The organism is Bradyrhizobium sp. USDA 326, from assembly GCF_049739485.1.
GTDB lineage: Bacteria > Pseudomonadota > Alphaproteobacteria > Rhizobiales > Xanthobacteraceae > Bradyrhizobium.
Genome location: NZ_JBMGQA010000001.1, coordinates 5,988,070 through 6,014,256 on the forward strand (window position 1 = coordinate 5,988,070; position 26,187 = coordinate 6,014,256).

The 26,187-nt window shown below is 65.1% G+C and carries 24 protein-coding genes and 1 pseudogene; 13 read left to right on the plus strand and 12 right to left on the minus strand.

Annotated features, from left to right (window positions below; translation table 11 throughout):
- Positions 1-68 precede the first annotated feature (68 nt).
- Genes ABIG06_RS28010 through ABIG06_RS28020 form a run of 3 tightly spaced genes read right to left on the minus strand, consistent with a single transcriptional unit; the run spans position 69 to position 3,457 of the window.
- Complete coding sequence (locus ABIG06_RS28010) at positions 69-1,148, minus strand: D-TA family PLP-dependent enzyme (protein WP_370139383.1); 1,080 nt, start codon at positions 1,146-1,148, stop codon at positions 69-71.
- Between the two features lie 3 nt (positions 1,149-1,151).
- Positions 1,152-2,963: an ABC-F family ATP-binding cassette domain-containing protein gene (locus ABIG06_RS28015; protein ID WP_124158802.1), complete on the minus strand. Its 1,812-nt coding sequence runs from the start codon at positions 2,961-2,963 to the stop codon at positions 1,152-1,154.
- A gap of 2 nt (positions 2,964-2,965) precedes the next feature.
- Positions 2,966-3,457: a YaiI/YqxD family protein gene (locus ABIG06_RS28020; RefSeq protein WP_124158803.1), complete on the minus strand. Its 492-nt coding sequence runs from the start codon at positions 3,455-3,457 to the stop codon at positions 2,966-2,968.
- A 104-nt stretch (positions 3,458-3,561) separates the two neighbouring features.
- Between ABIG06_RS28020 and ABIG06_RS28025 the strand changes: the two genes are divergently transcribed.
- Positions 3,562-4,362 carry a hypothetical protein gene (locus ABIG06_RS28025; protein ID WP_124158804.1) on the plus strand — a complete coding sequence of 267 codons (801 nt, stop codon included), beginning with the start codon at positions 3,562-3,564 and terminating at the stop codon, positions 4,360-4,362.
- Positions 4,363-4,486: 124 nt separating this feature from the next.
- Here ABIG06_RS28025 and ABIG06_RS28030 read toward each other — a convergent pair whose 3' ends face one another.
- Positions 4,487-6,859 carry a xanthine dehydrogenase family protein molybdopterin-binding subunit gene (locus ABIG06_RS28030; protein WP_370139384.1) on the minus strand — a complete coding sequence of 791 codons (2,373 nt, stop codon included), beginning with the start codon at positions 6,857-6,859 and terminating at the stop codon, positions 4,487-4,489.
- Between the two features lie 209 nt (positions 6,860-7,068).
- Between ABIG06_RS28030 and ABIG06_RS28035 the strand changes: the two genes are divergently transcribed.
- On the plus strand, positions 7,069-8,154 hold the full coding sequence (locus ABIG06_RS28035) for a Ppx/GppA phosphatase family protein (protein ID WP_124158806.1): 1,086 nt from the start codon (positions 7,069-7,071) through the stop codon (positions 8,152-8,154).
- A 1-nt stretch (position 8,155) separates the two neighbouring features.
- Positions 8,156-8,842 (plus strand): RlmE family RNA methyltransferase, encoded by a 687-nt coding sequence (locus tag ABIG06_RS28040; RefSeq protein ID WP_124158807.1) that lies wholly within the window; start codon positions 8,156-8,158, stop codon positions 8,840-8,842.
- 105 nt (positions 8,843-8,947) lie between these two features.
- Here ABIG06_RS28040 and ABIG06_RS28045 read toward each other — a convergent pair whose 3' ends face one another.
- A complete protein-coding gene (locus ABIG06_RS28045; RefSeq protein ID WP_370139385.1) occupies positions 8,948-10,438 on the minus strand; it encodes an MFS transporter in 1,491 nt (496 codons plus the stop codon).
- Positions 10,439-10,818: 380 nt separating this feature from the next.
- On the opposite strand from ABIG06_RS28045, the gene guaB reads away from it, so the two are divergent.
- The 3 genes from guaB (at position 10,819) to ABIG06_RS28060 (ending at position 14,015) form a co-directional block, all read left to right on the plus strand.
- Positions 10,819-12,312, plus strand: coding sequence for an IMP dehydrogenase (gene guaB, locus ABIG06_RS28050; protein WP_124158809.1), 1,494 nt, complete (start codon positions 10,819-10,821; stop codon positions 12,310-12,312).
- Between the two features lie 231 nt (positions 12,313-12,543).
- A complete protein-coding gene (locus ABIG06_RS28055; protein WP_370139386.1) occupies positions 12,544-13,566 on the plus strand; it encodes an NADP-dependent oxidoreductase in 1,023 nt (340 codons plus the stop codon).
- 152 nt (positions 13,567-13,718) lie between these two features.
- Positions 13,719-14,015, plus strand: a complete 297-nt coding sequence (locus ABIG06_RS28060; RefSeq protein WP_370139387.1) for a hypothetical protein — start codon at positions 13,719-13,721, stop codon at positions 14,013-14,015.
- Between the two features lie 14 nt (positions 14,016-14,029).
- Here the strand turns inward: ABIG06_RS28060 and ABIG06_RS28065 are convergent, their stop codons facing one another.
- Positions 14,030-14,872: a metallophosphoesterase family protein gene (locus ABIG06_RS28065; protein ID WP_370139388.1), complete on the minus strand. Its 843-nt coding sequence runs from the start codon at positions 14,870-14,872 to the stop codon at positions 14,030-14,032.
- Between the two features lie 287 nt (positions 14,873-15,159).
- Between ABIG06_RS28065 and ABIG06_RS28070 the strand changes: the two genes are divergently transcribed.
- Together ABIG06_RS28070 and ABIG06_RS28075 are read left to right on the plus strand one after the other, a co-directional pair.
- On the plus strand, positions 15,160-15,582 hold the full coding sequence (locus tag ABIG06_RS28070) for an MAPEG family protein (protein WP_424578448.1): 423 nt from the start codon (positions 15,160-15,162) through the stop codon (positions 15,580-15,582).
- Positions 15,583-15,609: 27 nt separating this feature from the next.
- Complete coding sequence (locus ABIG06_RS28075) at positions 15,610-16,911, plus strand: RsmB/NOP family class I SAM-dependent RNA methyltransferase (protein ID WP_370139389.1); 1,302 nt, start codon at positions 15,610-15,612, stop codon at positions 16,909-16,911.
- A 119-nt stretch (positions 16,912-17,030) separates the two neighbouring features.
- Here the strand turns inward: ABIG06_RS28075 and ABIG06_RS28080 are convergent, their stop codons facing one another.
- From ABIG06_RS28080 to ABIG06_RS28090, 3 genes are all read right to left on the minus strand, one after another.
- Entirely contained in the window at positions 17,031-17,240 is a 210-nt protein-coding gene (locus ABIG06_RS28080) for a cold-shock protein (RefSeq protein WP_015686739.1), read from the minus strand.
- Between the two features lie 258 nt (positions 17,241-17,498).
- Positions 17,499-17,831 (minus strand): DHCW motif cupin fold protein, encoded by a 333-nt coding sequence (locus ABIG06_RS28085; protein ID WP_194387789.1) that lies wholly within the window; start codon positions 17,829-17,831, stop codon positions 17,499-17,501.
- A 65-nt stretch (positions 17,832-17,896) separates the two neighbouring features.
- Entirely contained in the window at positions 17,897-19,159 is a 1,263-nt protein-coding gene (locus tag ABIG06_RS28090; protein ID WP_370139390.1) for an MFS transporter, read from the minus strand.
- A 95-nt stretch (positions 19,160-19,254) separates the two neighbouring features.
- Between ABIG06_RS28090 and ABIG06_RS28095 the strand changes: the two genes are divergently transcribed.
- Positions 19,255-19,707: a winged helix-turn-helix transcriptional regulator gene (locus ABIG06_RS28095; RefSeq protein WP_370139391.1), complete on the plus strand. Its 453-nt coding sequence runs from the start codon at positions 19,255-19,257 to the stop codon at positions 19,705-19,707.
- Positions 19,708-19,725: 18 nt separating this feature from the next.
- Here ABIG06_RS28095 and ABIG06_RS28100 read toward each other — a convergent pair whose 3' ends face one another.
- Positions 19,726-20,097, minus strand: a complete 372-nt coding sequence (locus ABIG06_RS28100) for a nuclear transport factor 2 family protein (RefSeq protein WP_370139392.1) — start codon at positions 20,095-20,097, stop codon at positions 19,726-19,728.
- A 149-nt stretch (positions 20,098-20,246) separates the two neighbouring features.
- Between ABIG06_RS28100 and guaA the strand changes: the two genes are divergently transcribed.
- Positions 20,247-21,845, plus strand: coding sequence for a glutamine-hydrolyzing GMP synthase (gene guaA / locus ABIG06_RS28105; protein WP_370139393.1), 1,599 nt, complete (start codon positions 20,247-20,249; stop codon positions 21,843-21,845).
- A 36-nt stretch (positions 21,846-21,881) separates the two neighbouring features.
- Here the strand turns inward: guaA and ABIG06_RS28110 are convergent, their stop codons facing one another.
- Positions 21,882-22,445 carry a TetR/AcrR family transcriptional regulator gene (locus ABIG06_RS28110; protein ID WP_370139394.1) on the minus strand — a complete coding sequence of 188 codons (564 nt, stop codon included), beginning with the start codon at positions 22,443-22,445 and terminating at the stop codon, positions 21,882-21,884.
- Between the two features lie 114 nt (positions 22,446-22,559).
- On the opposite strand from ABIG06_RS28110, the gene ABIG06_RS28115 reads away from it, so the two are divergent.
- Positions 22,560-23,213: a glutathione S-transferase gene (locus ABIG06_RS28115; RefSeq protein WP_124159072.1), complete on the plus strand. Its 654-nt coding sequence runs from the start codon at positions 22,560-22,562 to the stop codon at positions 23,211-23,213.
- Between the two features lie 27 nt (positions 23,214-23,240).
- On the opposite strand, the pseudogene ABIG06_RS28120 reads toward ABIG06_RS28115, so the two are convergent.
- A pseudogene (locus ABIG06_RS28120) lies at positions 23,241-23,333 on the minus strand (NADP oxidoreductase coenzyme); the annotation flags it as partial.
- A 188-nt stretch (positions 23,334-23,521) separates the two neighbouring features.
- Between ABIG06_RS28120 and ABIG06_RS28125 the strand changes: the two are divergent.
- Together ABIG06_RS28125 and cydB are read left to right on the plus strand one after the other, a co-directional pair.
- The gene (locus ABIG06_RS28125; protein WP_370139395.1) at positions 23,522-24,970 is read left to right on the plus strand and encodes a cytochrome ubiquinol oxidase subunit I; all 1,449 of its coding nucleotides are present in this window, start codon (positions 23,522-23,524) and stop codon (positions 24,968-24,970) included.
- Complete coding sequence (gene cydB, locus ABIG06_RS28130) at positions 24,967-25,977, plus strand: cytochrome d ubiquinol oxidase subunit II (RefSeq protein WP_370139396.1); 1,011 nt, start codon at positions 24,967-24,969, stop codon at positions 25,975-25,977. Before ABIG06_RS28125 ends, cydB begins: the two co-directional genes overlap by 4 nt.
- Positions 25,978-26,187: the final 210 nt, after the last annotated feature.

The following is a 26,187-nucleotide window of genomic DNA, read 5'->3' on the forward strand; positions in this document are numbered from 1 at the left end:
GTTTCTGCATGGAAAGATTCTGGATTGCTTCGTCGCAAGAGCTCCTCGCAATGAAAAGAACGTGCCCGCTACCGCAGCTTCCCCCGCGCCGCGACCGGCAGCGTGCCGATGATCTCCTCGCCGCGCACCATCACCACTTCGTCCATCATGTTGACGACGACGCAGACATGGTTCGGCACGATGCGGACGACGTCGCCGACATTCGGCCGCGTGTTGCTGCGGGAGAGGTCGAGGAAGCCGTGCTCCTCGGCGAACTTCGCGATTTTCGCTTCGGGATGCTCCAGGATCAGGCCGTGGCCGTCGAGGCCGCCGGTATCTGTGGTCAGCGTCTTCGAGCCGGCGTCGAGGATGCCGCGCTCGGGCGCGGCGCGGCTCACGACGGTCGAATAGATGTGCAGCGCGCAATCGTCCCAGGTCGCCGAGCCCGCGGCCACCTGCATGCGGTCGTTGTAGATGTAGGTGCCGAAGCGATGCTCGGTGCCGCCCCTGAGCTTGCCGATATTGACGAGATTCGGCGTGCCGCCGGTCGAAACGATCTTGGCATCGAGCCCGTGCGCTCGGACGCCCGCCAGCGCCTCGTCATAAAATTTCTGCGCCTCGGCCCAGCCGGTCTCAGTAGGGTAGAGCATGAAGCCGGCGAATTCGAGCCCCTTGGACCAGGCGATCTCACGCGCCAGCGCAATCGCCTCGGCCGGCGTCTCGACACCCGCGCGCTTGCGGCCGGTGTCGCATTCGACGACGACCGAAAGCGGGCGGCCTGACGCCGCCGCCGCCTTGGGTAGGCCAGCGACGACGGTCGAATTGTCGGCGGCCACCGTCATGTTGGCCTTTGCCTGCAACGCGCCGAGTCGCGCCATCTTCTCGTCGCCGAGCAGGTTGTAGCTGATCAGGATGTCGTCGATGCCGGCATTGGCCATGATCTCGGCTTCGCCGAGCTTCTGGCAGGTGATGCCCTTCGCTCCGGCCGCGACCTGCATCTTGGCGATCGTCGGATTCTTGTGCGTCTTGATGTGGGGGCGGTTGGCGATGCCGGCGTCGTCGCAGGCCTTCTGGATGCGCGCGATGTTGCGCTCGACCCGGTCCATGTCGATGACGGCGCAGGGCGTGCCGTATTCGCGGGCGATCTTGGCGGCAAGAGTTGTTGTCATAAGTTATGCCTGTTCAATCTCTTCACGGAGCATTTCAAGTTCGAGCCAGCGCTCCTCGGCGGCGGACAATTCTTCATGCGCCTTGGCGATCGCGGCCGACGTATCGTCGAATTTTTTGCGATCTTTCGCATAAAGACTGGGATCGTCGAGCACGCGCTGCAGTTTGGCGATACTCGCCTGCAACGTTTCCATCTTCTTCGGCAGCGTTTCCAGCGCGTGCTTCTCGTTAAAGCTGAGCTTACGTTTGGGCGCGGACGAGGAAGCGGCGGCGCGCTCCTCTTTCTTCTCTGCAGGCGGCTGCGCCTTCGCTGTCTCACGCTTCAGGTCGGCGCCGCGCTGGATCAGCATGTCGCTGTAGCCGCCGGCATATTCGATCCACTTGCCGTTGCCCTCGGGCGCGATCACGGAGGTGACGACGCGATCGAGAAAATCGCGGTCGTGGCTGATCAGGATGACCGTGCCTTCGTAGTCGCCGAGCATCTCCTCGAGCACGTCGAGGGTCTCGAGATCGAGATCGTTGGTCGGCTCGTCCAGCACCAGGAGGTTCGACGGCTTTGCCAGCGCGCGTGCCAGCATCAGGCGGCCGCGCTCGCCGCCGGAGAGCACTTCGAGCGGCGTACCGCGCTGCTCCTGTGCGAACAGAAAGTCCTTCATGTAGCCGACGACATGCTTCGGCTTGCCGCCGACCATGATTTGGTCGCCGCGGCCGCCGGTGAGAGCTTCCGCCAGCGTCGACTTGGGATCGAGGCTTTCGCGGTGCTGGTCGAGCGTTGCCATCTCCAGATTGGCGCCGAGCCGTACCGTGCCGGAGTCAGGCTGCATCCCGCCGGTGAGCAGATTGACCAGCGTGGTCTTGCCGGCGCCGTTCGGCCCGATGATGCCGAGTCGGTCACCGCGCTGGATGCGCGTCGAGAAATTCTCGACGATCTTGCGCTCGCCATAGGCCTTGGTGATGGATTTCGCCTCGATCACCAGCTTGCCGGATTGCTCCGCTTCGGCGGCGGCGAGACTGGCGGTGCCCGCCGTGCCGCGATAATTGCGGCGCTGGTCACGCAGCGCGTGCAGATTGGCGAGCCGCTTGACGTTGCGCTTGCGGCGGCCGGAGACGCCATGGCGCAGCCAGTGCTCCTCGTCGACGATCTTGCGGTCGAGCTTGTGCTGGTCGCGCTCTTCTTCCGCGAGCACTTCGTCGCGCCACGTCTCGAACGAGGCAAAGCCGCGGTCGATCTGCTTGATCCTGCCGCGGTCGAGCCAGGCGGTCGAGCGCGAGAGATTGGTGAGAAAGCGGCGGTCGTGGCTGATGATCACCAGCGCGCTGCGGCGGCTGTCGAGCTCTTGTTCCAGCCACTCGATGGTGGCGAGATCGAGATGGTTGGTCGGCTCGTCCAGCAGCAGGATGTCGGGCGAGGGCGCAAGCACATAAGCCAGCGCCGCGCGGCGGGCCTCGCCGCCGGAGAGATTATGCGGGTCCTCGTTGCCGGTCAGCCCGAGCTGCTCCAGCAAATAGCGCGCCTGGTAAGGATCGTCGCCGGGGGCAAGGCCGGACTCGACATAGGCGAGCGTGGTCTTGTGCTCGCCGAAATCGGGCTCCTGCGGCAGATAGCGAACCGTGGCGCCCGGCTGCACGAAGCGCGTGCCACCGTCCGGCTCGACCAGGCCGGCGGCGATCTTGAGCAGGGTCGATTTGCCGGAGCCGTTGCGGCCGATCAGGCAGACGCGTTCGGACGGCGCGACATTGAGGTCGACGCCGCTCAGGAGCGGCGTGCCGCCGAAGGTCAGCCTGATGTCTTTCAACTGGATCAGCGGGGGCGCCATGATCAGCCCCGACTGGTGGCGGCCGCATCCGTGCGGCGGCGCTGGATCCGGCGCAGCGTCTGGTCGAGCGCCGAGAGGAAGGCTGAACGGTCGCGCGGCGCGAACGATCGCGGTCCGCCGGTGACTTCGCCGGCCGATCGCAGGTCGGTCATCAGATTGCGCACCGCCAGTGTCATTCCGATCGACTCTTCGGTAAACGGCTTGCCGTTCGGCGCGATCACGTCGGCGCCCGCCTTCACGCACCGGCTCGCCAGCGGAATGTCGGATGTCACGACGACGTCGCCGGGCCTGGCGCGCTCCGCGATCCAGTCGTCCGCCGCGTCCATGCCGGCACCCGCGGCGATGCGCTCGATCAAGGGGTCCTGCGGCACGCGAATGAAATTGCCGGCGACGACGCTCACGGGCACGCCGTGCCGGAGCGCGACGCGGTAGATCTCGTCCTTGACCGGACAGGCGTCGGCGTCGACATAGATGCGGGTGGGGGTGTCAGTCATTCGCCGCGTGGTACCCCATTCGGACCGCAAAGGCGAGGGGATTGACCCTGGTTCCTCAGGCCCTACGATCGCCCCTGAACAACAAGAACACAGGGAAGATACCCATGCCGAACCGGCTCGAAACCTACCGCGTCGAGGCCTTCAACACCGCCAAGCAGTCCGAAAACAAGATGCACGACGACAATGTGGCACGCCGCTTCGGCTTTTCCGGCGGACTGGTCCCCGGCGTCGATGTGTTCGCCTACATGATGCACGTGCCGATCGCGCGCTGGGGGCACGATTTCCTGTCGCGCGGACTGATCGAGGCCCGCTTCATCAAGCCGGTCTATGACGGCGAGACCGCCGATGTCGATGCCACCGAGCACAACGGCTTGCTGACGATCGAGGTTTTCAGCCGCACAGAGCTCTGCGCGACCGGGACGGCCTCGCTGCCGGCGGCCGTGCCGGCGGTGTCATTGAGTGACTTTGTCGAAGTCCCCGCCGTCGCCGAGCGCAAGCCGGTCAGCCCGGCGACGTTCGAGATGGGCAAATGGCTCGGCACGACGCCGCGGCGCTGGGCCGGGCGGGACGCCAATGATTATCTCGCCGACATCAGGGAGACCGACCCGATCTTCACGCGCGAGGATCTCGGCCATCCCGGACTGATCCAGCGCGTGATGAACCGCGTCCTCGTCGACAACACCATCCTGGGACCCTGGATTCATGTCGGCAGCCGCATGCAGCTGCTGTCAGCCGCGCGCGCCGGCGACGAGATCACCGCGCGGGCAAAAGTCACCGCGAACTACGAGAAGAAGGGCCACCGCTTCGTCGAACTCGACGCGCTCGTCGTCGCCAACGGCACGACGCCGCTAGCGCATTGCCAGCACACCGCGATCTACCAGCCGCGTGAGCAGGCGGCGGCGTAGGCGCGGGGCCACCATCGTCACATCGTCATGCCCGGGCTTGTCCGGGCATCCACGTTCTTGGTGCGCGAAGGCGTGGATGGCCGGGACAAGCCCGGCCATGACGGCTGAAAGAGGGTGCGCTCCCTTAGGCCGCCTTGGTCTTCGCCTCCTGGATCGCGCGCCACACCCGCTCGGGGGTCAGCGGCATGTCGATGTGCTTGATGCCGTACTCCGACAGAGCATCGATCACCGCATTCACCACCGTCGACAGGCTGCCGGCGCAGCCGGCTTCGCCGCAGCCCTTGCTGCCGAGCGGATTGGTCGTTGCCGGCACCGGATGATCGCCCACCGTCATGTTCGGCACGTCCTCGGCGCGCGGCAGGGCGTAGTCCATCAGCGAGCCGGTGATCGGCTGGCCGCTGTCGTCATAGCGGATGTGCTCCATCAGCGCCTGCCCGATGCCCTGGACCACGCCGCCATGGAGCTGGCCCGCGACCAGCAGCGGATTGATCACCGTGCCGAAGTCGTTGACTGCGCTATAGCGCACGATCTGCACCACGCCGGTCTCGGGATCGATCTCGACCTCGGCGACGTGGCAGCCGTTCGGGAACGCCGATGCCACCGGCTCGCTGGTGTGGTCGACGTCGAGGCTGTCAGGCACACCCTCGGGCACCTTGCCGTCATGCAGCTTCTTGGCGAGCTCCATGATGTCGATGCTGCGGTCGGTGCCGGCGATGGTGAAGTTGCCGTCGGCGAACTCGATATCTGCCTCGGACGCTTCCAGCATATGCGCGGCGGCGCGCTTGCCCTTCTCGATCACGAGCTTGGCGGCCCCTACAATGGCCTGGCCGCTCGCAGTGATCGAGCGCGAGCCGCCGGTACCGTTGCCGGTGTGGACGATGTCGCTGTCGCCCTGCACGAGCTTGACGCTCTCGAAGGGAACGCCCAGCTGCTGGCAAAGCACCTGCGCGAACGGCGTCGCATGACCTTGCCCGTAATCGAGCGTGCCGGTGATGAGCTGCACGGTGCCATCCGGATCGAACACGATCTTGCCGAGCTCGGGGCTCGGCGGGGCCGTGACCTCGAGATAGGAGCCGATCGCGATGCCGCGCAGCTTGCCGGCCTTCTTGCTCTCCTTCTTGCGCTTGGTGAAATTCTCGTGGTCGGAAATTTCGAGCGCCTTGTCGAACACGGCTTGGAAGTCGCCGCTGTCATAGGTGACGCCGGAGGAGGCCGCGAACGGGATCTGGTTCGGCTTGATGAAGTTGCGCTTGCGCAAGGTCAACCGGTTGATGCCCATCTCGTCGGCGGCGCGGTCGATCAGGCGCTCCATGTAGTAGTTCGCCTCGGGCCGGCCGGCGCCGCGATAGGCGCCCATCAGCGTGGTGTTGGTGAGCACCGTTTTGATGTCGACCGCCATCAGCGGCGTGCGATAGACGCTGGAGAAGTTCTTGCCGGTGTTGAGCGAAAGCGGCCCCGGCGCGACGCCGGTGATGTAGGCGCCGAGATTGCCGTAGCCGGACAGTTTTGCGGCGAGGAAGTGCCCCTCGGCATCGAGCGCGAGCTCGGCATGAATCTTCTGCGCGCGGCCGTGGCTGTCGGAGAGGAAGCTGGTGGAGCGCTCGTCCAGCCACTTTACCGGCCGTCCCAGCGCCTTCGCCGCATACAGGATGCACATGTATTCGGGATAGTTGATGTTCTTCATGCCGAAGGAGCCGCCGACATTGGCGGTGAGAATGCGCACCTTCTCATTCGGCACGTTGAGGTTCTTGGCAAGATTGGCGCGGTTGCCGGCGACGCCCTGCGTCGGCACCTGTAGCGTGTAGCGCTCGGTCTTCTTGTCATAGGAGGCAAGGCCAACACGCGGCTCCATCGAGACCACGGCGACGCGGGTGTTCTCGATGTCGAGCTTGGTGACATGGGCGGCGCCGGCAAAGGCCGCGTTGACCTTGTCCATGTCGCCATAATGGTAGTCGAGCGCGACGTTACCAGGGATGTGGTCGTAAAGCTGCGGCGCGCCGGGCTTGGCGGCTTCCTCGGGATCCGTCACCGCGGGCAGCGGCTCGATGTCGAGCTCGACCGCCTCGGCGGCGTCGCGCGCCTGCGCCAGCGTCTCCGCGACCACGAAGGCGACGGGATCGCCGACGAAGCGGACCTTGTCGGTCGCGAGCGGCTGTCGATTGGTCTGGAGCAGGGGCGAGCCGTCGCGGCTCTTCAGAGGCAGGCCACAGGTAAAGGGGCCATAGCCGGCGGCATCGAGATCCTTGCCGTTCCACACGCCCAGCACGCCCGGCATCGCCTTGGCGGCCTCGCTGTCGATGCCGCGGATGAGGCCATGGGCATGGGTGGAGCGGACAATTACGGCATAGGCCTGGCCGGGCAGGTTGAAATCGTCGGTGTAGCGGCCCTTGCCGCGCACCAGCGTATCGTCCTCCTTGCGGCGGACCGGTTGCCCGACGCCATATTTTTGCAGTGCAATAGCATTCTCGAGCGTGGACGATTTGGTGTGTTCTTGCATGGAATCGACCTGAAAAGCCGGTATTTGCGCATTTTTGCGGCAGCGGGGGACCGGAGTCCTTCAAATAACCCACCACCCCGGTTCACGACAACGCACGATTGGACATGGTCCCATGTGATGCGTTGTTGCGCAGGCCTGCCGCGCTGCTAATGTTTCAGGCGAATAATCAATTCCAGACCGGCCCGACCGGCCGCGGAAAGACAGTTTGTATGAATGACCACACGCGGCTCCGCGACGGCCATGTCAGCCAACATGGGCCGCACGGTAAGCTCGAGGGGTCGATGGCGGCGGTGGCGTTGGCCACCAATCCGGCCGTCGGCGCGCAGGCGCCGGGAACCGGCGTCTATGCGGCGCTGGACCTCGGCACCAACAATTGCAGGCTGCTGATCGCCTGTCCGACTCAGGACGGTTTTCGCGTGGTCGATTCCTTCTCGCGGATCATCCGGCTCGGCGAGGGCGTCTCGGCGACGGGGTGCATCAGCGACGCCGCGATCGAGCGCGCCATCGCCGCGCTCAGCATCTGCCGCGACAAGATCAATCTGCGGAAGGCACGGCGGCTGCGGCTGATCGCGACCGAAGCCTGCCGCGCGGCTTCCAACGCGGAAGGTTTCCGCAGCCGCGTTGCGGCCGAGACCGGCATCGAGCTCGAGGTGATCGACCGCGAGACCGAGGCCGCGCTCGCCGTGCTCGGCTGCTCGCCGCTGGTCGACCCCAGGGGGCGGGGCGCGATCCTGTTCGACATCGGCGGCGGCTCGACCGAGCTGGTGCGGATCGAGCGCGATCCCGCCAATCCGGAGCCGCGCATCAAGGCCTGGATGTCGATCCCGTACGGTGTGGTCACGCTCGCCGAGCAGTTCGGCGGCCGTGACGTGACGACCGGGATCTATGCGGCGATGGAGCAGGAGGTTGCGCGCCACGTCGCCCCATTCGCGGAGGAGCACGGCCGCGATCTCACCGGCATGCACCTGCTCGGCACATCAGGCACGGTGACGACGCTCGCCGGCATCCATCTCGACCTTCCGCGCTACGACCGCCGTCGTATCGACAGCATCTGGATGAACGATGCGGACATCACCGCGACCATCAACAAGCTGCTCGGCATGAGCTATGAGGAGCGCGCGAACAACAGCTGCATCAGCGTCGAGCGCGCCGACCTCGTGCTCGCCGGCTGCGCCATCCTCGATGCCATCCGCCGCGCCTTTCCGCTGCCGCGCCTGCGCGTCGCCGACCGGGGCCTGCGCGAAGGCATGCTGGTCGAGATGATGCGCGAGGACGGCGCGCTCAGGAGCTGGTGAGATGGCCAAGGACACCACCGGCCGCTTGCACGTCCAGGTCAAGACTGGCGGCAAGCGCAAATTGTCGTCCAAGCTTTGGCTGGAGCGGCAGCTCAACGATCCCTATGTCGCGAAAGCCAAGGCGGCAGGTTATCGTTCGCGCGCGGCGTTCAAGCTTCTGGAGATCGATGACAAGTATCGGCTGTTGAAGCCCGGCATGGCCGTGGTCGATCTCGGCGCCGCGCCCGGCGGCTGGAGCCAGATCGCCGCCAAGCGCGTCGGCTCCGCGGAAGGCAAGGGCAGAGTCGTCGCGATCGACCTGCTGGAAATGCCGGAGATCCCCGGTGTCGATTTCGCGCAGCTCGACTTCATGGACGACGATGCCCCCGAGAAGCTCACCGCGATGCTGGGCGGCGGCGCCGACGTCGTGATGTCCGACATGGCCGCAAACACCACCGGTCACCGCAAGACCGACCAGCTCCGCATCGTCGGCCTGGTCGAGACCGCCGCAGCCTTTGCCTGCGACGTGCTCAAGCCCGGCGGCACGTTCCTGGCAAAAACGTTCCAGAGCGGTGCCGACGCCGAGTTGCTCGCCCAGCTCAAGCGCGATTTTGCGACGGTGCGCCATGTGAAGCCCGCCGCGAGCCGGCAGGACTCGTCGGAGCGCTACGTGCTGGCGACGGGATTTAGGGCTGGGGCGAAGGCGTAGGCACGACTTCCGTCATTGCGAGGAGCTCTTGCGACGAAGCAATCCAGACTTTCCCCGCAGACGGAGTCTGGATTGCTTCGCTGCGTTCGCAATGACGACGGGAAACTACCCCAACCTCTGATCCCGCACGTCCTGCGTATCCTCGCTTGCCGCCTTGACGGCGGCTTTCGCCGCGCCCTTGCCGGCGCCCTTGCGGCTTGCGATCTCCACCGCCTTGCGCCCCGAAATCTCGTGGCCGGCATCCGCGGGCATCTGCCAGAAGAACCAGCTCGAAGCGGCCGAGGTCACCGCGACCACGACGAAGGCCGGCGCGAACACGGTGGCGTTGAGCTCGCTGACATGACCGAGCCACATCGTGGTCTCGACACAGGCCGCGCCGACGGCGACGCCGGCCGACACCGCGAGCTGCTGGTTGACGCTGACGAGGGTGGTGGCGCGGCTCATTTGCGCGGTCTCGACCTCGGCATAGGCGACCGTGTTGATGGCGGTGAACTCCAGCGAGCGGAAGAAGCCGCCGACCACCAGGATGACCATGATGATCAGCAGCGGCGTCGACACCGTGAACAGCGCGCAGACGCCGAGGAAGAACGCGCTGACGATCGCGTTCAGCGTCATCAGATTGCGGAAGCCGAAGGTGCGGATGATGCGCGCGGCCAGCGTCTTCATGCCCATGGCGCCGAGCGAGGAGGCGAAGGTGACGAGACCGGAATGGAACGGCGACAGGCCGAAGCCGATCTGCATCAAGAGCGGCAGCAGGAAGGGCAGCGCGCCGATGCCGAGGCGGAACAGAAAGCCGCCGAACACGGCCGCGCGCAGCGTCGGCAGCTTCAGGAGCGAGAAATCCAGCACCGGCGATCCCGTCCGCCGGGCATGCATGACGTAGAGCGTCATCGAGATCGCACCGCCCGCGATCAACGCTGCGACGGTGCTCCACGGAAGCAGATTGAGGCCGGCAACCGACAGGCCGAAGGCGATGCCTGCGAGGCCCAGCCCAGCGAGCACCATGCCATAGAGGTCGAACGGCTCGCGTTCCTCACTCTTGATCGGATCGATGAAGCGCAGCGCCATGAAGATGCCGAGCAGCCCGATCGGGATGTTGATCAGGAAGATCCAGTGCCAGGATGCGTAGGTGGTGATGAAGCCGCCGAGCGGCGGGCCGATCACGGGACCTATGAGGGCAGGGACCGTCACCCAGGCCATGGCATTGACCAGTGCGCTCTTGTCGACCGAGCGCAGCAGCACGAGGCGTCCGACCGGCGTCATCATCGCGCCGCCCATGCCTTGCATGATGCGCGCGAACACGAAGTCGGTGACCGATGTCGAGAGCGCGCAGCCGACCGAGCCGACCATGAACACCCCGACCGCGATCGCGAACACCATGCGTGCGCCGAAGCGGTCGGCGGTCCAGCCGCTCGCCGGAATGAACACCGCGAGCGACAGCAGATAGGAGGTGATCGCGAGCTTCAGCGTCAGCGGGCTGGTGCCGATGTCGGCCGCGATCGCCGGCAGCGAGGTGGCGATCACCGTGGAGTCCATGTTCTCCATGAAGAGAGCAGTGGCCACGATCAGCGGAATGACGCGTTGCTTGTCGACCATGACGGATTGGTAATGAAAATCGGAAGGAGGGGCGGGATTTCGGCTTATCACCGCCGCCTGCTCCCGACCATTGCGGATCGACGCATGGCACCTAAATCCTGCATAACAACGGTGTGACCCTCCGCCTCCGGCGTTCCGGGCCCGCGACTTCGTCGCGCCCCCGAATGGCCGCGTAGGGGCTGTCCTCGCGGAATTTGCGTAAAAAGCCTGTGCATGGCTGGCCGGCGGCCTGAATCGCTTTGATTCGTCACGCGGCCGTGCTATCGACCCGCGTCAACCCCACCGATGGGCTTCGATTCTCAAGGCGATGCCGCAAGGTACGCCGAGGGCGGCGCTCATCCATTAGCATTTGCGGCAGGGCCGCAGGAAGGAGTTGGCAGATGGCCACGGTGCAACTTCAGGGCATCCGCGAAGCCTTTACGTTCGACGACGTACTGTTGAAGCCGGGCCTGTCCGACGTCATGCCGGGCGAAGTCGACATCCGCTCCCGCGTCACCCGCGCCATCCCGCTCAACATCCCGATCATGGCCTCCGCCATGGACACCGTCACCGAGGCCCGCATGGCGATCGCCATGGCGCAGGCCGGCGGCCTCGGCGTCATCCACCGCAATTTTGATCCCGAAGGGCAGGCCGCCCAGGTCCGGCAGGTCAAGCGCTACGAGTCCGGCATGGTGGTGAACCCGCTCACCATCAGCCCGGAGGCCACGCTCGACGACGCGCTCAAGCTGATGAGTGACCACGGCATTTCCGGCATTCCCGTCGTCACCGGCGCCGGCAAGTCGACCCCCGGCAAGCTGGTCGGCATTCTCACCAACCGCGACGTGCGGTTTGCGACCAATCGCCAGCAAAAAATCTCCGAGCTGATGACGCACGAAAATCTCGTGACGGTCCGTGAGAATGTCAGCCAGGACGAGGCGCGGCGGATGCTGCACCAGCACCGCATCGAGAAGCTGCTCGTCGTCGACGAGCAATATCGCTGCGTCGGCCTGATCACCGTGAAGGACATGGAGAAGGCGGTCGCCCATCCGCTCGCCTGCAAGGACGCGCAGGGGCGCTTGCGCGTCGCCGCCGCCACCACCGTCGGCGATACCGGCTTCGAGCGCACCGAGCGGCTGATCGATGCCGGCGTCGATCTCGTCGTCGTCGACACCGCGCACGGCCATTCCCGCCACGTGCTGCACGCGGTGAACCGCATCAAGCGTCTGTCCAACTCGGTGCAGGTCGTGGCCGGCAACGTCGCCACCACCGAAGGCGCGCAGGCGCTGATCGACGCAGGCGCGGATTGCATCAAGGTCGGCATCGGCCCGGGCTCGATCTGCACCACCCGCATCGTCGCCGGCGTCGGCGTTCCCCAGCTCACCGCGATCATGGATGCGGTGGAGGCGGCGAAGAAGGCCGACATCCCCGTCATCGCCGACGGCGGCATCAAATACTCTGGCGACCTCGCCAAGGCGCTCGCTGCCGGTGCCGACATCGCCATGGTCGGTTCGCTGCTCGCCGGCACCGACGAGACGCCCGGCGAAGTGTTTTTGTGGCAGGGCCGCTCCTACAAGGCCTATCGCGGCATGGGTTCGGTCGGCGCGATGGCGCGGGGATCGGCCGACCGCTATTTCCAGCAGGACATCAAGGACACGCTCAAGCTCGTGCCTGAAGGCATCGAGGGCCAGGTGCCCTACAAGGGCGCGGTCGGCCACGTCATGCACCAGCTCGCCGGCGGCCTGCGCGCCGCGATGGGCTATGTCGGCGCACGCGACATGAAGGAGCTGCACGAGAAGGCCCAGTTCGTCCGCATCACCGGCGCCGGCCTGCGCGAAAGCCACGTCCACGACGTCACCATCACGCGCGAGAGCCCGAATTATCCGGGCGGGGGTTAGTTCTCGCTTCGCTCTCTCCATCGTCATGGCCGGGCTGGACCCGGCCATCCACGGGGTCTTGCTCCGCGGCTTCGTGGATGCCCGGGTCAAGTCCGGGCATGACGACGGAGAATGAGGCGCCGGCCTTCTTCATATCGTCATTGCAAGCGCGACTGCCCACTTCCATCCTTTTATGTTGACGCGGCTGGATTGCTTCGCTTCGCTCGCAAAGACAAAGAAGTGGAGGAAGCCATGGCCCAAGCCAAACGCATCGTTCTCGCCGCGCGTCCCGTCGGCGAACCCAAGCCGCCTGATTTTCGCCTGGAGGAATTCGCAGTTCCGACGCCCGGGCAGGGTGAAGTCCTGCTGCGCACGATCTGGCTGTCGCTCGATCCCTATATGCGCGGGCGCATGAGCGAGGGGCCGTCCTACGCTGCACCAGTGCCGATCGGCGGGGTGATGGAAGGCGAGGCGGTCAGCGAGGTCGCGGCCTCCAACAATTCCGATTTCGCGGTCGGCGACATTGTGCGCATCCGCTCCGGCTGGCAGACGCATGCGATCTCGAACGGCAAGGGCCTGATCAAGGTCGATCCCAAGCTCGGGCCGATCTCGACCTCGATCGGCGTGCTCGGCATGCCCGGTATGACGGCGTACACGGGCCTACTCGACATCGGCAAGCCGCAACCCGGCGAGACCGTCGTCGTTGCCGGCGCCTCAGGTGCGGTCGGCTCGGCGGTCGGCCAGATCGCCAAAATCAAGGGCGCACGCGCGGTCGGCATCGCCGGCGGCAAGGACAAGTGCGACTACGTGGTGAAGGAGCTCGGCTTCGACGCCTGTATCGATCACCGCGATCCCGATCTCGCCGCCAGGCTCAAGGAGGCCTGCCCGAACGGGATCGACGTCTATTTCGAGAATGTCGGCGGCGCGGTGTTCGAAGCCGTGTTCCCGCTGCTCAATCCGTTCGCGCGCGTGCCGGTCTGCGGCCTGATCGCCCATTACAACGACACCGAGGCCAAGCCGCCGAAATGGGCCGCGTCCCTGATGCGCGCAACGCTCACCAAGCGGCTGACCTTCCGCGGCTTCATCGTCTCCGACTTTGCTGCCCGCCATGGCGACTTCCTGCGCGACATGTCCACCTGGGTCCGCGAGGGCAAGGTCAAGTACAAGGAGTTCGTGACCGAGGGCCTGGAGAGCGCGCCGGCTGCCTTCATGGGCCTCCTGAAGGGCGCCAATTTCGGCAAGCAGCTGGTCCGGGTCGGCCCGGACAAGGCCTGAGCGGCCGCCTCCGGTCCCCGGGAGGGGCCGGAGTTGGTTAAGAAAGAGTCACCGATCGGCCACACCTGCTCGCAAAAGCCGCAGGTGTGAACGCCGATCGATTGACGGGCCGACGAAGGCATTGAATCATCGCGCATATTTCAGGTGTTGCGATGTTAGAGATTGGTATTTTCTGCGTCATTGTGCTGGCCGCCGCCTATTGGGCGACCATGTTCGTCATGGGCCGTCGCGACGACGTCATCCATGGCAAGTTCGTCCACGTCGACGACGAAGGCGATTTCGCGCAAGCCGCGATGCCGGCGCCGCCGCCGCTCCCGAAGCGTCCGGTCAAGGTTGCGCAAGCTCCAGGGCATCCGCCCGCCAGTGATCCGGCGGCCAAGCCAGTGAACAGCGAGGCGCTGCAATCCTTGCTCGCCGCGATCCAGCAGGATCTCAAGAGCGTCGCCTGAGAACCGGTCGCGAGCTAATGCTCGCCGCCCATCTGTGCGAGCAGCTCCTCGATGTCGACGTCCACCTGGCCCGCCGCGCGGACGTGACGAACCTCGAGATTGTCGGGCTGGAAGCGGTACTCGACGAGCCCGACTTCCTTGATCGCGATCCGGTCCTGGCGCCGATCGTTGATGACGAAACCCGCCGACGGCGCCCAGACGTGGCGGGTGTGGCGGAAGGTGAAGTCGCGGCGCTGATGCACGTGACCGCTGGCGATGAGACGCAGGTCGACGTTTCCGAACATCTCGATCAGCCGCGCTCGTGCCGGCTGCGGCACATAGCGGATCGCGGTCTCCGGCGTCTCGGGGTCGTCGGGCAGGTTGAGAAACAGCGGCTTGTGCAGGAACAGCGCGACCGGCCTGCCGTGCGTGCGCGATATCTCGGAGGCGAGCCAGTCGAATTGCTCGGCCTCGAAGCCAAGCCCCGAATTCATCACCAGCGAGTTGAGGCCGATGAAGCGCCAGCCCGCGGCCTCGAACGACCAATGGTCTTCGCCGATGATGTCGCAGAATTGCCGGCGGTGAGCCGGGCTGACCGGCGGCTTCGGCGCCGGCCCGATCGCGGTCGGATTGTCGCCGATGTCGTGATTGCCGGGCAGGTAGCGGCAGGCGACGGGCAGGGCGTCGTGCAGGCCTTTCGCGAATTCGACGTCGTCGCGGCTGGTCGGCCCGTCGAACGAGACGTCGCCGGTGTTGACGACGAGATCCGGCCTGTCGGCGTCGATGTGCTCGCTGATGCGGTGAAAGTTGGCGATCAGGCCGGGAAAGCGCCGGCCGAGATGGGTGTCGGAAATCTGGGTCAGGCGAAATTCGAGCATGCGATCATCCTACCCGTCGTCGCGCGTCGGAACGATGACGGCGCGGGCACGGATCGCAGCGAACAAAGTTTAAAACACGCGGTAGCGGATCGTGTAGCCGTCCTGCGGGGCGAGGGTGCCGGCGAGCGGCGAGGCAATGCGATCGGCGATGTGTCAGGGCCCGAAATCGCTTTGAATGTCGATGCTTGGTCGCCGAAGCGGGAACGCCGGTTCAAGTCGTTCATTGTCAGCGCCAGAAGGCGCGGCTAATGACGGTCGGAGACAGTTCACCCGCCGGGAAAGTTCCGATGTCCGTTCAAATGGTTTTGCTGCCGGTCTTCGTGCAGGTCGCTCTCACCTTCGCGCTTCTGATCGGGATGGTCGTCGCGCGCCGCAAGACGCTGGTCTCCGGCGAAACCAGGATTCGCGACATCGCGCTGGGCGAGCCGAACTGGCCGAAGGGCGCCACCCAAATCGCCAATTGCTACCGCAACCAGTTCGAGCTGCCGGTGCTGTTCTACGTCCTGATCGCGCTGGCATTGCCCTTGCGCCGCGCCGATCTCTTCATCGTGTTGATGTCCTGGGTGTTCGTCGTGACGCGCTTTGCCCATGCCGGGATCTTCGTGTCCTCGAACGATCTGGGCCGGCGCTCCCCCGTCTGGCTTGCCGGTGTGCTGGTGCTGCTGGCGATGTGGTTGTATTTCGCGCTGAAGCTTTTGCTGCTGATCTAGGCGCTTGCGCCGCTTGAAAGAATTCAAATGACCCCCGCTGCCCGGCTGTCCGCAGCCATCGAACTGATCGACACCATCGAGAGGGACCGCGTGCCCGCGGCCAAGGCGCTCAAGGAGTGGGGCACCGCGCACCGCTTCGCCGGCTCGGGCGACCGCGCCGCGATCGCCGGTCTCGTCTGGGACGTGCTGCGCCGCTACGCCTCGAGCGCGTTCCTGATGGATTCCGATACCGCGCGCGCGCGGCTGATCGGCATGCTCCGCCTCGAGCGCAATATGGACACGGCCACCATGGCCGCGCTGTTCGACGGCAGCCGTTTCGCGCCGGCGCCGCTGACCGAGGCCGAGCAGGCCGCGCTCGCCGCGCGCTCCCTCGAGGACGCGCCGGCCGCGGTCGCCGGCGACTATCCCGAATGGCTCGATCCGCATCTGGCAAAAGTGTTCGGTGACGACCGCGCGGCGGAAGCCGCCGCGATGGCGAGCCGGGCGCCGCTCGATTTGCGCGTCAACACGCTAAAGTCCAATCGCGACAAGGTGCTGCACGCGCTTGCTCATCTTCATGCGAAACCGACGCCGTGGTCGGCAACGGGCCTGCGCATCGAGCTTTCGGCCGATGCGCGCAATCCCGGCATCCAGGCGGAAGAGGCTTTCATCAAGGGCGCCATTGAAGTGCAGGATGAAGGATCGCAGCTTGCGGCACAGTTTACCGCGGCAAAACCCGGCGAGCAGGTGATCGATCTCTGCGCCGGCGCCGGCGGCAAGACGCTGGCGCTCGCGGCCATGTTGCAGGGCAAGGGACGGCTGATCGCGACCGACAGCGACAAGCGCCAGCTCGCCCCGATCCACGAGCGGCTGTCGCGCGCCGGCGTCCACAATGCCGACGTTCGCACGCCCAAGGGCGAGGCCGATCCGCTGGCGGACATTCGCGCCTCGGCCGACCTCGTCGTGATCGACGCCCCCTGCACGGGAACCGGCACCTGGCGTCGCAACCCCGATGCCAAATGGCGGATGCGCCCGGGCGCGCTGGAGATCCGCCGGCGCGACCAGGCCGAGGTGCTCGCGCGTGCGGTGCCGCTGGTGAAGCCAGGCGGCCGCATCGCCTACATCACCTGCTCGGTGCTGGCGGAAGAGAACGGCGAGCAGGTGAGGGCGTTCGTCGCGCGTCATCCAGAATTCGCGGTCGTGCCGCCGGAGCAGACCGCCAGCGTGCTCTGGGACAAGGCGGAGGCCTTCGCGGACGCCGCGCTGCAATCGCCCGAGGGCTGGCTGATGACACCGCGACGAACCGGCACGGATGGGTTTTTCGTCTCGGTGCTGCGGAAGACGGCCTGATCAAGGCCGTCATTCCGGAGCAAACAAAAGCCCCGCGGACCGGATCCCGGTCGCGGGGCTTTCTAACTCTGGCGCTTCTGCCGGTACGTCCGTGGTCAGAAGCGCTGTTGCGTGGGCTGTTAGCCGACGCGGAGATTGTCAGCCGACGACTTGCCGCTGCGGCGGTCGGCGACGATGTCGAACGAGACCTTCTGGCCCTCGTTGAGGGTGGAGAGGCCGGCGCGCTCGACCGCGCTGATGTGCACGAACACGTCCTTCTGGCCGTCGTCCGGCTGGATGAAACCATAACCCTTTTGGGTGTTGAACCACTTCACGGTGCCCATAGCCATGGGTATTTCCTTTGTTAGAGATGGTACGCACGCGGACCGGTACGCGTCGCTGCGCCCATGATCCTGTTCAGTCGATTTTTGGAGAAGTCATCTGAAGCGTGCGCGCCCGTCTGTAACGAAGCGAAGCGGCCCAGTCGTTCGGCCAAGTATCGATGATCACAATATAGCGAGAATTTGGGGCCACTTCAAGGCACCACCCGCGGTTCGGGATGTCGCGCCTATTTGCTATTTTGCGGTGCAAATAAACCGTCCGGCGCGTCAGTCCACGATGAATAGCGTGGCGCCGGTGGCCGTCGAGGACCGGTGTGCGGCGTCGCCGAAATCCGAGACCTGGTAGCTCATGCCTGCCGTCAGCTTGAATTTGCGCCCGTCGCGCAGCTCGGAGTCGAGCTCGCCCTTCAGCACGTAGAGCACGTGGCCGCGATCGCACCAATGATCGGCGAGATAGCCCGGCGAATATTCCACCATCCGCACCCGGAGATCGCCGATGTTGAGCGTGCGCCACTTGGCCTCACCGCTCTCGCCGGGATGCGTGGTTGCCTCGATCCGGCTCCAGTCGGTGACGGTAAAGGGGGAGGTGGGGAGTTTCATGGAAGGATTCTGCCTTGATGCGGTGCATCGCTTGGTAGCCTATGCCGATGTCCGGGTCGTGCACTTTACCTGGGCGGCGAGGGCGTCAGCGCACAGCCGGCCGCCTCTTGCAGCCTGCTCGCGTTGATGACCCAGACCAGCAGAGCGGCGGCGCTGATGCCGGAGCCCAGCATGCAAACGCCGCCCCAGCCCATCATCGCATACACCATGGTTGCCGCGATTCCGCCGGCCGCGCTGCCGATCGAGTAGAACACCATGTAGCCCCCGACCAGCCTGCTTGCTGCGTCGGGACGGGCGGCCACAATCAGGCTCTGGCTGGTCACATGCACGGCCTGCAGCCCGAGATCCAGCATGATCACGCCTGCGACGACGAACCAGAGCGAGACATGCAGGCAGGCGATCGCGCCCCATGCGGCGAGCATCAGCATCAGCGACAGTCCGGTGGTGCGTTGGGCCCATCCGAGGTCGGCGAGACGGCCGGCATTGCGCGCACCGAGCGCTCCGGCGAAGCCGGCGACCCCGAGCAGTCCGATCGCCGTGTGCGACAGCGTGAAAGGGGGCGCCGAAAGCGGCAGCACGATCGACGTCCAGAACACGCTGAGATCGGCAAAGATCAGGAACGCGAACAGGGCGCGCTCGCGCAGGATCGGCTCCTCGGCGAACAGCGCCGCCGTCGAGCGCAACAGCGACAGATACGACGAGCCGGCCATGGCCGCGTGCGGACCGCGGGGCAGGACTCGCAACAGCAGGATGGCCATGGCGAGCATGAGGCCGGCCGAAACCAGGTAGACCGTGCGCCAGCCGCCGATATCGGCCAGCGCGCCCGAGGCGAAGCGCGCAAGCAGGATTCCCCCGACGACGCCGCTGGTCACTGTCCCGATGGCGCGGCCCCGGCCGTCCGGCGTCGCGAGCGTCGCGGCAAAGGCGACGAGGATTTGCACGACGACGGCAAGCACGCCGACCAGCGTCAGTCCCGCGAGCAGGACCGCGGTGTGCGATGCGGTGCCGACGACCACGAGGCCGGTCGCTGAGAGTGCAATCTGGCCGGCGATCAGGCGCCGGCGATCCCAGAGGTCGCCGAGCGGCACGATCACGATCAGGCCGAGGGCGTAGCCGATCTGGGTGAAGGTCACGACCATGCCGATCGCTGCGGGAGCGATGCCGAGGTCCTCGGCCATCGCGTCGAGCAGTGGCTGGGCGAAGTAGATGTTGGCGACGCTGAGGCCGCAAGCCAGCGCGAGCAGCAGCGCCATCGCGGAAGAAAGCCCGTGCCCGGCCGGCCCGGCACCAGTCTTCGGGTGGCCTCTGGCGAGGTCATTGTTTGTCATCTTTCATCTCCGGCACGGCCTATCTAGTCTCATCATAGGACCAGTTGCGTGCGGCGCTGTCTAGTCTTATTTTAGAACCAGATTGGAATGGGAGCATGAAGCGGACAGGCTTTTCCGAGGCCGACTGCCCGGTGGCGCGCGCGCTCGATGCAATCGGCGACTGGTGGTCGCTCCTGATCGTGCGCGATGCCTTCGACGGGCTGCGCCGGTTCGGCGATTTCCAGAAGAACCTCGGCATTGCCAAGGGCATGCTCAGCACGCGCCTGCGCAAGCTGGTCGAGCTCGACGTGCTCGAACTGGTTCCGGCTTCCGACGGCAGCGCGTATCAGGAATACGCGCTGACGCGGCGGGGACACGACTTGTTTCCTGTCATCGTCGGTTTGCGCCAATGGGGCGAGGCGCATCTCTATGCGCGCGGCGAGGCGCATTCCGACCTGGTGGACCAGGCAGGCCAGCCGGTTGGGCAACTGGTGCTGCCGTCGCGAACCGGGCGGCCGCTCACGTGGTCCGACACGAAGGTGCGAAAGGTCGGGGCGCGCAAGCGCTGATGGCGCGGCGCAGGCGGATCAATGGGGCAAATGATTCGCCGAGCCCTGCACGATCAGCCCGGCGTCGTTCACCCGCAGATATTCGCAGATCTTCTTCCCCCGCTCGTTCTCGTAGAACACCACCACGCTGTCCGGACTGACGAACACATCGATCAGCGAAAAGTGCAGCTCCGGCAGCAGCCCCAGCGCCTTGCCCCAATAGGCCCGCAAGCTTTCCTTGCCGCGCAACGTTCCGCTGGCGTCGAACCCCAGCGCGGGGATGCGGTCCGAGGTCATCACGGCCGCCTCGTCATAGAGCGCAAGCACGCGCTCGAGATCGCCGGTATTCCAGGCCTCGACCCAGGTCCGGCCGAGCGCGGCCAGCGACGATGGCTGATGATGCTGTGACATGGCATTCTCCCTGATCTGCCCCTGTTTGAGGTGCGGGGCATAATAGGTCAATAATACTGACGTATCTGCGTTTGTCCATGCCCAAAGAAGCATGTGGGCGCGCCGCGTGCGCGGTTGCGGCCCGGGCCGCGCCAGCGTATCTGCTGGCCATGACAGCAGCACAGAACGACCGCTCCGCGTCGACGCCCCCGGTGGCCTCGGCGCACGACAAGATTCTCATCGTCGACTTCGGCAGCCAGGTGACGCAGCTGATCGCGCGTCGCGTGCGCGAGGACGGCGTCTATTGCGAGATCGTCCCGTTCAACAAGGCCGAAGCCGCCTTCGAGGAGATGAAACCGAAAGCGGTGATCCTGTCCGGCGGCCCGGAATCGGTGCACGAGGCCGGCTCGCCCCGCGCGCCGCAATTGATCTTCGATTCCGGCGTGCCCGTGATGGGCATCTGCTACGGCCAGATGACGATGGCAGCCCAGCTGGGCGGCGAGGTCGAGGGCGGTCATCACCGCGAGTTCGGCCGCGCCGACGTCGAGGTGAAGGCCGAGAGCAAGCTGTACGAGGATGTCTGGTCCTCCGGCAGCAAGAACCAGGTCTGGATGAGCCATGGCGATCGCATCACCAGGATGCCGCCGGGCTTCTCCGTCGCCGGCACCTCGCCGAACGCCCCGTTCGCGATCATCCAGGACGAGACGCGCAAATATTACGGCCTGATGTTCCACCCCGAAGTGGTGCACACGCCCGACGGCGCGAAACTCATCCGCAACTTCGTGCGCAAGATCGCCGGCCTCACCGGCGACTGGACCATGCGCGCCTTCCGCGAGGAGGAGATCGCCAAGATCCGCGCGCAGGTCGGCAAGGGCAGGGTGATCTGCGGCCTCTCCGGCGGCGTCGATTCAGCCGTTGCGGCCGTGCTGATCCACGAAGCCATCGGCGACCAGCTCACCTGTGTCTTCGTCGATCACGGATTGATGCGCCTCAACGAGGCCGAGCAGGTCGTCGACCTCTTCCGCCACCACTACAACATCCCGCTCGTCCACGTGGATGCCTCCAAGCAGTTCCTTGGCGAACTCGAAGGCGTAACCGATCCCGAAGCCAAGCGCAAGACCATCGGCCGCCTCTTCATCGAGGTGTTCGAAACTGAGGCCAAGAAGATCGGCGGCGCCGATTTCCTGGCGCAGGGCACGCTCTATCCCGACGTGATCGAGAGCGTCTCCTTCACCGGCGGACCTTCAGTCACCATTAAGTCGCACCACAATGTCGGCGGTTTGCCCGAGCGCATGAACATGAAGCTCGTCGAGCCCCTGCGCGAGCTGTTCAAGGACGAGGTGCGCAAGCTCGGGCGCGAGCTCGGCCTCCCCGAAATCTTCGTCGGCCGCCACCCGTTCCCGGGCCCGGGCCTCGCCATCCGCTGCCCCGGCGACATCACCCGCGACAAGCTCGACATCCTGCGCAAGGCGGACGCCGTCTACATCGACCAGATCAGGAAGCACGGCCTCTACGACGAGATCTGGCAGGCCTTCGCCGTGCTGCTCCCGGTGAAAACCGTCGGCGTCATGGGCGACGGCCGCACCTACGACTACGTCGTGGGCCTCCGCGCCGTCACCTCCACCGACGGCATGACCGCGGACTTCTACCAGTTCGACATGAAGTTCCTAGGCGAGACCGCGACGCGCATCATCAACGAGGTGAAGGGCGTGAACCGGGTGGTGTATGACGTGACCAGCAAGCCACCTGGGACGATCGAGTGGGAGTAGGGCGTCGCCGCCCCAGCGGTCTGATGTCGGCACCATCTACGCCGGCAGCAGACCCGCGGCGCGATAGTTGTCGATCGTCGTGTCGTAGAGCGAAATATCGGAGCGGCTCCTTGCCATCAGCTGCGCGCCGGCGATGGCGGCGAAAATGGCGCGAGCCCGCTGTTCGCTCTTTCTCGAACTGACCACGCCCGCAGCCACCAACAGCTTGCTCAGCCACGCCACGTTGACGTCGGCAAATGTCTGGACCTCCTTCTTCACTGCGCCCGGCAGGTCCTCGATTTCCGCGGACATGAAGCTGCAGAGGCACATGCGATTGTCGTTCTCGAGCGCTTTGCGAAACACATCGGGATATCGACGCAGGCAGCGGACAGGATCGGCGGTTTCTGCCAGCATCGCCTCGAGTTGGGCGGCGGTGTCCTCCCAGTAGCGCCGTGCGACGGCCACGCCGAGATCGGCCTTGCTTGGGAAATGGTGGTAGATGCTGGCGGCCTTGATCCCGACCTCGTCCGCGAGATCGCGGAAATTCAGGCCGCCATAGCCGTGCGCCTGCGCGGTCCGCTTTGCTGCCGCCAAGATGGCTTCCCGAGCGCTTGAACTCACTACGTCGTCTCACTGCTTCGTTATCTACCAAGTGACAGGTAGGACTTGACCCGCCGAATTGGAAGACTTCATATCGGGCCTACCAAGTGACAGGTAGATAACATAGGAGTCGTGATGAAGATTTACGATTGGCCAACTGGACCATATCCGGCCCGCGTTCGCATCGCCTTGGCCGAAAAGAACCTGTCGTCGCACGTGCAGTTCGTGTTGGTCGATCTCTACAAGGGCGAGCACAAGACGCCCGAATTCCTCGCCAAGAACTACTCCGGCACCCTGCCGGTGCTCGAACTCGACGACGGGACCTTCATTGGCGAGTGCACGGCAATTACCGAGTACCTTGATGCGCTCGATGGCGCGCCGACGCTGACCGGCAGGACCCCGCGCGAAAAGGGCGTGATTCACATGATGAGCAAGCGCGCCGAACTGGAGCTGCTCGACGCTATCAGTGTCTATTTCCACCACGCCACGCCGGGCCTTGGGCCTCATGTCGAGATCTATCAGAATCCCGAATGGGGATTCCGCCAGCGCGACAAGGCGCTCAGGGGGATGCACTACTTTGACGGCATTCTGAAAGAACAGCCGTTCGTCGCCGGCGAGGCGTTCACGATGGCCGATATCACCCTCATAGGCGGCTTGATCTTCGCGGGACTCGTGAGCGTGCCGGTGCCGGTGGAGTGCGAGGCTCTCTTGGCATGGTATGCAAGGATGCAGGAGCGTCCGAGCGTCAAAAACCGGATAACAATGTCCGAGCCGACCAAGGCATCTTGATTGAGATCGTCTTGCGCAAGGGCGGATCTTGCCTTCCCAACTCGGCGGAGCCTTCGCAACCTCGCGATGCTCCCCGAACGGGACAGCCAAGAAGTTTGTGCCGGCCTCGAGTGCGCTCGCAGCTCGTCGGCTGCAGACCGCGGGGTAGGACATTCAGGCATATTGAGACCGTATTGTGCCAACGATATCGTCCAGGGACAGTGCCCGCAGAACGCTCAAGCCCTCGACGTCAGATGATCGAGGCAGCTGGAACCACCGCAGGTTGAAAGCGTTAGCTGCGGGCCGCAATTGATGTCGGGGGCGGAGCTATGTCCGACTTACTGCCCAGCGCGTTGAATCTTGCGCGGTTTCAGTTCGCCTTCACGGTGGTCTGGCACTTCCTGTTTCCGGCCTTCACGATCGGGCTAGCGAGCTATCTTGCGGTGCTCGAAGGTCTGTGGTTGTGGACGGGCCGCGGCGCCTATCTCGATACCTATCGCTATTGGCTGAAGATCTTCGCCGTCGCCTTCGCCATGGGCGTCGTGTCCGGTCTGGTCATGTCATACCAGTTCGGGACGAACTGGTCCGTGTTTGCCGACAAGACATCACCGGTTCTGGGGCCGCTCCTTGGCTATGAGGTGCTGACGGCATTCTTTCTGGAGGCCGGCTTTCTCGGGGTCATGCTGTTCGGCCTTGGCCGCGTTGGTCCGCGCCTGCATTTTGTCGCGACCTGCTTCGTCGCGGGCGGCACCTTGCTCTCGGCCTTCTGGATTTTAGCGGCCAATTCCTGGATGCAAACGCCGGTGGGACATGCGACGAGTCAGGACGGACAGTTCATTCCCGAGAGCTGGCTCGCGATCATCTTCAATCCGTCGTTCCCCTACCGTTTCGCCCATACGGTCACGGCGGCTTACCTGACGACTGCGATGATCGTGGGCGCCGTGGGCGCCTGGCATCTCCTGCGGGACAGGATGAACGAACGCGCTCGCATCATGTTTTCGATGGCGATGTGGATGGCCGCGATCGTGGCCCCGCTCCAGCTCCTGATCGGCGATCTGCATGGCGTGAATTCGTACCACCACCAGCCCACCAAGGTCGCCGCCATGGAAGGTCACTTCGAAACCGAGCGCCGCGCGCCTTCCATCCTGTTCGGCATGCCGGATGCCGATGCCGGCGTGACTCGCGGCCAGATTGCCATTCCCGCCTTCGCGAGTCTTTACCTCACGCACAGCCTTGATGGAGAGGTCAAGGGACTCAAAGCTTTCCCGAAAGATACATGGCCGACCAACATCCCACTCGTCTTCTGGGCGTTCCGCATCATGGTCGGTCTGGGGATTTTGATGATCGTGCTGGGCATGGCGTCGCTGTGGCTGCGTCGGCGCAACAGGCTCTATGACGCGCCATGGCTCCACCGCTTTGCCGTGGCCATGGGGCCGTCCGGGCTGATCGCGGTGACCGCCGGATGGACGGTGACAGAGGCCGGACGACAGCCTTTCACCGTTTATGGACTCCTGAGGACCGCCGATAGCATCTCGCCGATCGCCGCGCCGGCGGTCGCCGCATCGCTCGCCGCATTCGTCGTCGTGTACTTCGTCGTGTTCGGCGCAGGTATCGCCTATCTGTTTCATCTCTTCCGCCAGACGCCTGAAGCCGGCGAGCACGGACCGCCACAGGGCCAGCCGGTCCGCACCGCCGGCATTACGCCGGCGCCAGCCTTGATAGACCTGGCGCCGGAGACGCACAGAGCAGAGCCGCGGCAAGCGGGGATCAGGCCATGAGCATCGATCTCACACTGATCTGGGCCCTGCTGATCGCCACGGCCGTGTTGCTCTACGTGGTGATGGACGGCTTCGACCTTGGCGTGGGCATCCTGTTTCCAGCCGAGGCGGCGAGAGCCGACCGCGATGTCATGGTCAATTCCGTGGCGCCAGTCTGGGATGGCAACGAAACCTGGCTCGTCCTGGGGGGCGGCGGATTGTTCGCTGTGTTTCCGTTGGCCTACGCGACGATTTTTCCCGCGCTTTACATGCCTCTCATTCTGATGCTGCTCGCATTGGTGTTTCGCGGGGTGGCCTTCGAAATGCGGTTTCGGGCGCGGACTTCTGCCGGTGAGCTATGGTGGGACCGCGCCTTCTCGTGGGGCAGCTTTGCCGCCGCGTTCCTCCAGGGCGTCTGCCTCGGCGCCATCGTGCAGGGCATTCGCGTGGAAGGGCGTGCCTACGCCGGCGGCTGGTGGGATTGGCTGACGCCTTTCTCGGTTCTGACCGGTGTTGCCCTCGTCGTCGGCTATGGCCTGCTCGGCGCGTGCTGGCTGATCTGGAAGACCGAGGGCGCGCTTCAGGCACGCTGCCGCAGCTATGCACGCGTTCTCGGCTTTGCGACGCTCGGATTCATCGCCCTCATATCGGTGATGATGGTCATCCAAAGCCCGCCGTTCCGCGCGCGATGGCTGACGCTGCCAAACATGCTTTACGCAGCGCCTGTGCCAGTTCTCCTGGCGCTGCTGGCATGGCGCTTTCACCGCGCGCTCGGCAAGGGCGAGGATGTGGTGCCGTTCCTGTGCGCGCTTGGCTTTTTCGTGCTTTCCTATATCGGGCTTGGCATCAGCATGTGGCCGATGATCGTGCCTCCCTCCATCACGATCTGGCAGGCAGCCACGCATCCCAGCAGCCAGTTGTTCCTGCTCGTCGGCGCGGCGGTGCTGGTGCCGGTGATCCTTGTCTATACGGGCTACGTCTACTGGATATTTCGCGGCAAGGTGCGGCACGGTGAGGGGTATCACTGATGCTGCGAGTGTCTCGAACCTGGAGGCAGCTGTTGTGGTTCGTGGCGCTGTGGGCGGCAGGTGTGATCACGCTGCTGGCGATTGCTATGCCGATCCGATGGCTGCTGAAGGCGGGGTAGAAGCTGCCGATCGATTGGCGTGTCGAAGCCGCGGCAAGCAACGCGAGCAGAACGGACTTTGACCTACGTCATTGTGACGATCCTCGAAGCT